At 57.2% G+C, this 10,062-nt stretch carries 6 protein-coding genes; 1 reads left to right on the forward strand and 5 read right to left on the reverse strand.

The window, feature by feature from the left end:
• Positions 1 to 226 precede the first annotated feature (226 nt).
• The 5 genes from ABIZ35_RS19400 to ABIZ35_RS19420 form a co-directional block, all read right to left on the reverse strand.
• On the reverse strand, positions 227 to 1,270 hold the full coding sequence (locus ABIZ35_RS19400; RefSeq protein WP_348221571.1) for a macro domain-containing protein: 1,044 nt from the start codon (positions 1,268 to 1,270) through the stop codon (positions 227 to 229).
• Positions 1,271 to 1,322: 52 nt separating this feature from the next.
• Complete coding sequence (locus tag ABIZ35_RS19405) at positions 1,323 to 1,949, reverse strand: DUF4433 domain-containing protein (RefSeq protein ID WP_348221572.1); 627 nt, start codon at positions 1,947 to 1,949, stop codon at positions 1,323 to 1,325.
• Positions 1,946 to 4,747 carry a type I restriction-modification enzyme R subunit C-terminal domain-containing protein gene (locus ABIZ35_RS19410; protein WP_348221573.1) on the reverse strand — a complete coding sequence of 934 codons (2,802 nt, stop codon included), beginning with the start codon at positions 4,745 to 4,747 and terminating at the stop codon, positions 1,946 to 1,948. Before ABIZ35_RS19410 ends, ABIZ35_RS19405 begins: the two co-directional genes overlap by 4 nt.
• Before the next feature lie 188 nt (positions 4,748 to 4,935).
• A complete protein-coding gene (locus tag ABIZ35_RS19415) occupies positions 4,936 to 6,078 on the reverse strand; it encodes an acetate kinase (protein WP_348221574.1) in 1,143 nt (380 codons plus the stop codon).
• Between the two features lie 17 nt (positions 6,079 to 6,095).
• Positions 6,096 to 8,471, reverse strand: coding sequence for a phosphoketolase family protein (locus ABIZ35_RS19420; protein WP_348221575.1), 2,376 nt, complete (start codon positions 8,469 to 8,471; stop codon positions 6,096 to 6,098).
• A gap of 244 nt (positions 8,472 to 8,715) precedes the next feature.
• Here ABIZ35_RS19420 and ABIZ35_RS19425 point away from each other — a divergent pair, with 244 nt between their 5' ends.
• On the forward strand, positions 8,716 to 9,912 hold the full coding sequence (locus tag ABIZ35_RS19425) for a hypothetical protein (RefSeq protein WP_348221576.1): 1,197 nt from the start codon (positions 8,716 to 8,718) through the stop codon (positions 9,910 to 9,912).
• Positions 9,913 to 10,062 lie beyond the last annotated feature (150 nt).

A 10,062-nucleotide genomic window follows, 5' to 3' on the forward strand; every position in this document is an offset into this window, starting at 1 on the left:
TGGACCAAGTTGTCTCAAACTATTGACACGTTCCGATGGTCGAACGCGTCCAGCCAGGAGGAAGACCGGTTGGAGTGGGAGAAAGATCAGAGTTCATATTATATTTGCTACGAAAATGAGGAATTAAGGAGTGAGGATGTTAAATTATTTGCGAGCGACTGAAGACGTACTACCCTTCCGTAGCTCACCAAAAAGCAACCAAGGAAGGATAGAACATCAAAAAATACTAAATCCATTGCTGTTCTTGTAAACGTTTCCAAGCGATTTCAATGTGTTCCGCAGGAAATAAACCTGCTTTTCGTTCGCTCCACGCTTGAACACCGCGAACAGCAGCAGCAGGATCACGACGAATTTTTTCATCTTCGTTCCATGCCAGCCAATGTACGGTAGCAAGTAGCTCTAAACTGTACTCCGTTTCGAACCCATCTACGAGTTCAAAAACTCGCGCTATCCGTGTACGTGTTTCAGGGTGATCTTCTAAAAACAGATTAGACTCTCGTACTGCATCAGGAAGCACATGCAGTGAGATATCCCGACTGCGATCACCATAGCCACGCAAAAAGTGACCTTCAAGGCGCTGAAGAACAGGGTGTATTGTTTCTGCGTAAGGTCCTCGCTGAGCTTTCACGAAAGGCAGTTTCATTGGCTCACCAGCAGCCTGAAGGAAATAAGCAAGCTTTTGGATTTCCAATATTGTAATATTGTAGCCAGGAATCATGTAGCCATCTAACATTCCTACGAACGCAGCGCGCGTTGGAGTCATTTTAGGTCGCTTGGTTGCAATCTTAATCTTGTCGGCGGCTGGCGCGCCTTCAGGCCCATAGAGTAATACGTGAACTTCGGGGAGATTGGCGAAGGCAGCTTCAATCTTGGGACGCACCTCGTCCCATTCAAGCCCGCCGTTGCCACACCCAAGCGGGGGAACCGCAATCGAACGGATGCCCAGTTCGCGTACGGTTGAAACAAGAGCAGCAAGCCCCGCGTCAATATCCTCTATTTTAGACTTGGCTCGCCAATCACGCTTAGTGGGGAAATTAATTATGTAGTGCGGATTGGTGAGCAAATGAGTTTCTGTAACAAACATTGCGCCGGGCTCAAGGCTCCCATACTTGCAGGCCGCTTTGTAAGCTACAAAGTTCTCAGGAAAGGTCTGGCGGAATTGAAGAGCAATGCCTTTGCCCATCACACCGACGGTATTTACGGTGTTGACAAGCGCCTCAACATCTGCCTCAAGCAGGTTGCCTTTAGTAGAAATGATGTTCGCAGGCATAGTTTATGATACCCGAATCGGGACTCCGGGTCAAGCAAAATGTTTGTGCAGGTTAGTAGTACCAGTCGGGCTTAACCCGGACAGGAGGTAAATGTGTCTGCCCTTGAAGGAGAGTGGTCACCTGCTTATACATTGGAAATGTTTTCACGGCAATCCCTCGAATCAGAGACCAGGGTAAGAAGCGGTGCACTAGAAATTCAGCCTGCTTGCGCCTTTCTCGATCTCCATCCTCTTCCGTGTTCTTCCAATAGTTTGCACGCACCATTTCCCAATCGATCTTGTCCAGATCCACTAAATCGATAAATTGGCGAGTGATGCTGACTGCGGCATGGCCGTCAGTGAAAACGAAATCTAACCCACTGCTTTGGATAACATCAGTCTGAGTAACAAGATAAATCACCTCTGCTTGGCCACCAGCGTACCCTTGAACATTGCCGTAGTTGATAGCAGACAGCATCGGAGTGTGATGGGCAAAGTAAAAAGGTACGTAATCCGAAAGAAATCCCCCCGGCCCGACTCTGATCTCTTTTTTTTCTCGACGTTTCTTTATGTGCTCGTGTCCAATCCCTTGCTTGGTCAGTCCTTGTGTGTCAGCTTGCCGATCACACCACAAGCCGCCCTGTTGTAATATGCCGGGAAGATTTTGGACTGAAGTCATGTGACGAATGATTTTACTCACGTGACAAGCACTCCGTTCAGTTCTTCGAGCAGCGGCGTGAGGCGGTCGCCGAATAGGGTGTGGGCGCGCCAGAGGCCGCCTTGCTGGCTGAATGGGGTGTTGTCGAAGTCGTCGGTATCCATGCTTAGGCTTTGCGCGACGTGGTCGCGAACCATTTCGAGCCATTGGACCTGTTCAGGCGTGAACGTGACGCCTGCGGCTTCCTGCTGGGTGAGCCAGGCGGAGAAGCGGACGGCGACGGTTTCAGCGAACGGGGCCAGGGTCGGGTCTTGGTGCAGGGCGAAACGGACGAGTGAGACCAGATCGGCGGCGCGGTCGGCGGCGCTCCTGCCGCAGACTTTGTCGCCTTCGATCATACGGTAGGCGTTCCAGAGCGTGTCGGGCGTCCAGCCGAGCGGCGGGTTCTGGATCTTTTCCGCAAGTTCTTTTAACTGCTTGAGCGTCGGCCCCTGCCCGTGCGGGCGCGAGTACAGCACTTGGAGCGCCGTGATCTCGTTTCGGTGCTCGTCCAGGTACGCGGCGAACGACTCGACGGTCGCCCTGGCTTTTTGTTTGGCCTCTTCACTAACGCCGGCGGAGAGGACGGTATCCTTGCTGAGCCGATCGATGACCTGTTCGTCGTCCTGTTGGATCTCTTCGATGCGCTTGCGGACTTCGCTCGGCAGAAACGGCGCCGTGGCGTCCATGCGCGCTTCCTCGGCGACTTCCTCAATCTGCTCGGGCGTCGGGTCCTCCACCAGGAAACGCGCCTGCGCCCGCGCTTCCTGCACATCCGGGTCCACCGACGCCGCCAGCGCTCCGATCAGCTCGGGAAGCGAATGCCCCGTCGCCTGTGCGAGCGAAGCGGTTTGAGCGGGCGTCATCTGCCGGGCCAAACGCGCGAGGCGCGACGCCAGCGTGGAGACGACGTCAATGTGCGTGGAGCCCATGCCCACGGCCTTCAGCAATTCTTTCAGTGAGACAGTCGGCTTGCGCTCCAGCGACGGCGCGTCCACGTGCTCGCGCTCGCAGACGCCGACGGCGTCCACGATCACGAAACGAGTCTTGGAGGTCGCGTCTCCGGTCACCGCCCGAAGCTCATCGGGCGAAACGACGCGGCTGCCGCGCCCCTTCATTTGCTCGAAGTAGTTGCCGCTCTTCACGTCGCGCATGAAGAACACGATCTCCAGCGGACGCACGTCCGTGCCCGTCGCGATCATATCCACCGTCACAGCGATGCGCGGATTGTACGAATTGCGAAACGACGACAACAGATCCTCGGGCTTAATGCCCGTGTTCTTGTAGGTAATGCTCCCGGTCTCTGGATCGACGATACGCGCCGTAGACGTGCGATAGGTAATCTTCTCACAGAAGTTGTTGCCCTTGCCGAATTCCTCGCGCAAGATCCGCACGATGTCGTCCGCGTGGCTGTCGTCCTTGGCGAAGACCAGCGTCTTGGGAACCTGGGTGCGGTCCGGGAAGGTCTCCGGCAGCATCTGGTTCTTGAACGTCCGAATGACGGTGCGGATCTGATCCTCCGCGACCACCGCCCGGTCCAGCTCATTGGGAGTATAAGTCAGGTCTTCCTCAACCTCGCGCCAGCGGACGCGCCGGCTCTTGCGGTTCCGCGTATCCACCCACAGACCCGCTTCAACCTTGCTCCCGCTCTCCGTGATCTGCGTCTTGATGCGATAGACATCAAAGTCCACATTCACCCCATCCGAAACAGCCTGCGCGTGGCCGTATTCCGAGACGAGGTTCTGGTTGAAAAACGCCAGCGTCTGCTTGGAAGGCGTGGCGGTCATACCGATCAAGTACGCGTCCCAGTAATCCAGCGCCTGACGCCAGAGATTATAGATGGACCGATGACACTCGTCGATGTAAACGACATCGAACATCTCCGGCGGGATCAGGGCGTTGTAAACCACCGGCAGCGGCTCCCGCCGCAGCGGAGAAATCTCGTCACCCGCCGACTCTTCCTCAGAATTGGGATCGAAATCGGGGTCGCCCTTGAGGATCGAATACAAGCGCTGGATCGTCGTGATACAAACGCGGCTCACGGGGTCGATCGTATTCGAGCGCAAATGCTGGACGTTATAAAGCTCAGTGAACTTTCGACCATCATCGGGAGTGATGTACTGCTGGAACTCGTTCAGCGCCTGACGCGCCAAATTTGCCCGGTCCACCAGCAGCAGCACCCGCTTGACGCCGCCGAATTTGATGAGGCGATATACTTCGGCGACGGCGCAGAACGTCTTCCCACTGCCAGGAGACATCTGAATCAGCGCGCGAGGTCGATTTTCCGCGAGTGAGACTTCGAGTTTTTGGATCGCTCGAATTTGGGCCGGCCGCATTCCATCCGTCACCAGTGGCGGCATGCGGCGAAGCCGGCGCTGAAGTGTGGAAGGAACACCGTACCCATCCGAAGTCTCAAACACCAGTGACGCGCTCGCGATGCCAATTTTCCCCTGCGCCCACGCGTGAAGCGTCTCAGGCCGGTGAAAATTGAACACCGTCCGGCTGCGTGGATCGGGATCGAGCGCATTGGTGAAACGCGTTTCCGCGCCTGTACTTTGATAGAGGAAAGAAAGGGGACGACGCCACGCGGGGAGCGATGCGGGCAAGCCTTCGCTGTACTTTTCGGTCTGAACCTCCACGCCGGTCAGAGTTTCGCCCAGCTTCTTCGCTTCAACCACTCCCAGCGCCTTACGGTTGACATAAAGCAGGTAATCCGCCGCGCCGAACCCAGGAGCCATCGGCATCTCGCGGATCGCCACGCCGGGACCTGCCGCGAGATTGACAGCGTTGGCGTCCTGCACTACCCACCCCGCCTGAATTAGCGCCGCGTCAATCGATTCTCGAGCCCGTTGTTCCGGTGTGATGGCCTTCGTTCCTTTCGCGCTTGTATGCTAGCTATTTCTCACAGTGGCATGTAAATTCCTGCATGTTCCCGTATTAAGCGTAAGTTCCGAGCCACGCCATCACGTAGTTCATCAATGGGTGAGTGCTATGCTTGAAGCAGCGCGGCGGCTTCGCGCGCGATCTGACGCTCTTCGTCAGCGGGGATCATCCAGAGTTGTACGGCGCCCCCCTGCCCCCCAATTCTGGGAAAGGAAAAGGCCGGGCTGATCTGCGCGGATTCGTGACTGGCTGCTTTGTTGAGTGTGTCGTCGAGTGCGATCCCTAAAAAGCCAAGGCCCTGACAGATGCGGGCGCGCATGGACGCTGAGTGCTCGCCGATCCCGCCGGTGAACGCGATGGCGTCCACGCCTTCCAAGACGGCGGCGTATGCGCCGATGTATTTGCGAACTCGATAGGCGAAGAGATCAAGCGCCAGCGCGGCGCGTGTGTCGCCCGCTCCCGCCGCTTCTTCCAAATCGCGCACGTCGGCGCTTCGGCCCGAGAGGCCGAGCAGGCCGCTTTTGCGGTTTAGAAGATCGTCTAATTCATCCACGGATATGTGCTGAGTGCGCAGGAGATACAGAAGGAGACCAGGGTCTACATCGCCGCAGCGGGTTCCCATGGCGAGCCCTTCCAGCGGGGTCATGCCCATGCTGGTGTCCACGCTTCGCCCATCGCGGATCGCGCAGAGGCTCGCGCCGCTTCCGAGATGACAGGTGATCAGCTTCGTTCCCTCGGGGGCGCGTCCCATCAATTGCAGCAGCCGCTCGGAGGCGTAGCGATGGGAAATGCCATGAAAACCGTAGCGGCGAAGTCCAAGGCGCTCGGAAAGATCGAACGGCAGCGCGTAGCGTGAGGCGACTTCGGGGAGCGTATGATGAAACGCCGTGTCAAAGACGGCGATGGTCGGCGCCTCCGGCAGCATGCGCCGCGCCTCCTCCATCACCGCCATTTCGGTCGGATTGTGCAGGGGGTCGAGTTCGGAGAGGCCGCGCAGGCGCTCCCGTACCTCGTCCGTCACAAGTGTTGGCTTGAAGAAATCGGGGCCGCCATGGACGAAGCGATGGCCCACGGCGTCGATCCCATGCGATTGGCATTCTTCTATCGCCTTGCGGGTCGCCGCCGAAAAATCAGGAGCGGTCAGACGCTCACCTTCCCCCTGACACAGAACCTCCTCCGAGCCTTCGGAGACCCGGAAGAGGCGGTATTTGAGACTGGAGCTGCCGGCGTTCAGCGAAAGGACGTTCATGGAAGACTCATTTGCGGTCAATGCGTCCAGGTCCAATCGCGTATCTCCGGCATATCCTCGCCATGAATACGGATGTATGCGGCGTGCTCGAACAGCTTATCGCGCAAGTGCTGTTTGAGGTAAGCGGCCGTGCCGCCGAGGGACGGAACGCGGTCAATCACATCACCGGCCAGATGGTAACGGTCCAGATCGTTCAGAACGACCATGTCGAAGGGCGTGGTGGTCGTTCCCTCTTCTTTGTAGCCGCGAACGTGGAAGTTGCCGTGGTTCGTGCGACGGTAGCAAAGACGATGGATCAGCCAGGGATAGCCATGATACGCGAAGATCACGGGCTTGTTTTGGGTGAAGATCGTATCGAAATCGCTATCGGTCAGCCCGTGCGGATGCTCGCTGTTCGGCTCCAGAGTCATCAGATCGACGACATTGACCACGCGGATCTTCAGGTCGGGAAGATTGCGGCGCAGGATATCCACCGCCGCCAGGGTTTCCAATGTCGGCACGTCGCCGGCGCACGCCATCACCACATCCGGTTCACCGCCCTGGTCATTACTCGCCCATTCCCAGATGCCGATGCCCGCCGTGCAGTGCTTGACGGCGGCGTCCATCGTCAGATATTGCAGGGCCGGCTGCTTGCCGGCAACAATCACGTTCACATACTGCCGGCTGCGCAGGCAGTGGTCGGCCACGGAGAGCAGACAGTTGGCGTCGGGCGGCAGATACACGCGCACGACATCGGCCTTTTTGTTGATTACATGGTCGATAAAGCCCGGGTCCTGATGCGAGAAGCCATTGTTGTCCTGCCGCCAGACGTGCGAGGTCAGCAGATAGTTCAGAGACGCGATCGGCCGCCGCCACGGAATTCGATTGGTGCTCTTCAGCCACTTGGCGTGCTGGTTGAACATCGAGTCGACGATATGGATAAACGCCTCGTAACACGAGAAGAACCCATGCCGGCCCGTGAGCAAATAGCCTTCGAGCCAGCCCTGGCAGGTATGCTCGCTGAGAATTTCCATCACGCGGCCATCGGGCGCAAGATGGTCGTCCTCCGGCAGTAACTCAGCGTCCCAGGCTCTGTTGGTCGCACTGAGCACGGCGTCCAAGCGATTGGAGTTGTTCTCGTCCGGAGAGAAGACCCGGAAGTTCTGACGGTCGGCGTTTTGCGCCATCACGTCTCGCAGAAACCCGCCCAGCACGCGCGTGGCTTCCGCAATGGCGACGCCTGGCTTCTCGACCGCGACGGCGTAGTCCCCAAACGCAGGCAGGCGCAGCGCCTTGAGCAGCGCCCCGCCGTTCGCATTGGGATTGGCGCCCATGCGCCGATCACCCGCCGGCGCCAGCGCGGCCAACTCGGGACGCAGCGCGCCCGTCTCATCGAAGAGTTCCTCAGGATGATAACTCTTCATCCACTCTTCCAGCACCGAAACGTGCTCCGGCTTGTTCATGTCCGAAAATGGAACTTGATGCGAGCGCCAGTATCCCTCGGTCTTTAGACCATCGACGAACTTCGGCCCGGTCCAGCCCTTGGGTGTCCGAAGAATGATCATCGGCCATAGGGGCCGTTCGGTCACGCCGCTCTCACGAGCATTGGATTGGATCGATTGGATTTCGGCCAGAACCGTGTCCAGCGTCGCCGCCATCTTCTGATGCATCGTCTCGGGATCGTCGCCCTCAACGAAGTAGGGCTTATAGCCGTAGCCGTGAAACAGGCTTTCCAGCTCGTCGTGACTGATGCGCGCCAGCACGGTCGGATTGGCGATCTTGTAGCCGTTCAGATGCAAAATGGGCAGCACGGCGCCGTCGCGCGCCGCGTCGAGAAACTTATTGCTGTGCCAGCTCGCCGCCATCGGCCCGGTCTCGGCCTCGCCGTCGCCCACCACGCAGCAGGCAACCAGGTCGGGATTATCAAACACGGCGCCATACGCATGGGACAGCGCATAGCCCAGCTCGCCGCCTTCATGGATCGACCCGGGCGTTTCGGGCGCCACATGGCTTGGGATTCCACCGGGAAACGAGAACTGCTTGAAGAGCCGCTGCATCCCGATCGTATCTTGACTGATATCGGGATAGACTTCGCTGTAGACGCCTTCCAGATATGTATTGGCGACAAGCCCCGGCCCGCCGTGCCCGGGGCCGGCGATATAAATCGCGTTGAGATCGTTCTTTTTGATCAGCCGGTTGAAGTGGACGTAGATAAAATTGAGTCCGGGCGTGGTGCCCCAGTGGCCCAGAAGGCGCGGCTTGATATGCTCACGCTTCAGCGGTTCGGTCAGTAATGGATTGGCGAGTAGGTAGATCTGTCCAACGGAAAGATAGTTGGCGGCGCGCCAGTAGGCGTTCATTCCCTGAAGCTCTTCGGCGCTAAGCGTTTCAGGCGTCGGCTGGGTGATCGTCATCGTTTCGATCCTTTGTGCTGACATTTTCAATCGATAAGCAGCGAGTAATTATCCCCCATAGTATAAAGAATCACACCCATAAATACATCCGCGAAATGGCCGATTGGGGCAGCAAACGCTAGCGCCCTTTAGAGAAACGATCATCCCATCTTCTCCTCGCGACGCCATAATTCTCAGGCAACTTTATCGTTGACTGTGTGTCTGCTAATATAGCATGGAATAACACGGTTCGTATAAGGATGTTATGATTATCTGGGGAGCACTTTTAATACCGCTGATCGGCGCCGCCGTGCTCTACCGACAATTTCGGCGACGGATGACTTGGTGGGAGTTCTTCGTTCCCCTGATGGTCTCCGTGGCCGTCATCGCCGTGGGCAAAGGCGTCACGCAGGCGGTGCAGACACACGACACGGAATATTGGGGCGGCTATATCACCGAGGCGGCTTATGAAGAGCCGTGGGATAAGGAAGTCTCCTGCACGCACAAAGTCTACCGAACGGAACGATACGCATGTGGAGACAGGCAGACATCGAAGACTTGCACCCGGCAGGTCTTCGATCACTACGCACACAGTTACGATGTCGAGGCGCACTCGGCCAAGTGGTACGCCAAAGACAGCATCGGCCAAAGCTGGGATCTGAGCAAGTCGGAATTTGAAAACTTCAGCGCTCGCTGGGGCCATCGCGCCTTCGTGGACATGCACCGAAGTTACCATTCCATCGACGGCGACAAATACGTGACCACATGGGACGGACAGTATTCTACTTTGCAGCCCACCACGCGCTCTCATTCCTACGAAAACCGCGTGCAGGCTTCGACCAGCGTCTTCAATCCGCCGAGTGTCTCCGACCAAACCAAAACACGTCTCGGCCTTTTTGACTATCCAGACAACACAGACGGGCTGCACTGTCCCGCCGTGTTACCGACCGGCAAGTATGAGGGCGAAGAGAAGCTTCAAAAGATGAACGCCATGCTTGGGGCGTCCAAGAAGTTTCGGCTGTGGGTGCTGGTTTTCAAAAACCGCCCGCGCGAGTCAGGCCGAATGCAGGATAACTACTGGAAGCACGGAAACGAAAACGAGCTTTGCATCTGCATCGGCGTGAATGACGCCAACGAAGTGCAATGGTGCGAAGTCTTTAGCTGGACGAAAGTCGAAGACGTCAAAGTTCAGACGCGAGATTTCGTGATTCGTCAGCGCCAGCTCAATTTGAACGAGTTGGGCGACTTCCTGAAGCCGCTCATCACTAACGAGTGGAAGAAGCGCTCGTTCCGAGAGTTCAGCTATTTGACGGTTGAGCCGCCCCTCTGGACGGTGCTGCTTGGATATTTGCTGGTGATCGGCGCGACTGTTGGATGCTGCTGGTGGGTCGTCAAAAACCGATTTACTCCCAACGGCTCCGAGAGGCCGTCTCAGTTCCAACAGAAGAGAAGCCGCAACTAGTAGAAGATCTGCACGAGCATCATTCCATGGAGCCATTACAGGCTAGTACCTTGTTAACTGATGTTACGCACATCGCGCCCGGCGAATGAATTCACGGCTAAAAGTACAGTCACCCGCCTTCGCGGGTTCAGAAGTCCACGAAGGCGGACG

The organism is Capsulimonas sp., assembly GCF_039929585.1.
GTDB lineage: Bacteria > Armatimonadota > Armatimonadia > Armatimonadales > Capsulimonadaceae > Capsulimonas.

Coding starts and splice junctions, on each gene's coding strand:
- ABIZ35_RS19400 (WP_348221571.1), bottom strand. CDS start 1,270: ATGCCTGCGAACATCATTTCTACTAAAGGCAACCTGCTTGAGGCAGAT.
- ABIZ35_RS19425 (WP_348221576.1), top strand. CDS start 8,716: ATGATTATCTGGGGAGCACTTTTAATACCGCTGATCGGCGCCGCCGTG.
- ABIZ35_RS19420 (WP_348221575.1), bottom strand. CDS start 8,471: ATGACGATCACCCAGCCGACGCCTGAAACGCTTAGCGCCGAAGAGCTT.
- ABIZ35_RS19415 (WP_348221574.1), bottom strand. CDS start 6,078: ATGAACGTCCTTTCGCTGAACGCCGGCAGCTCCAGTCTCAAATACCGC.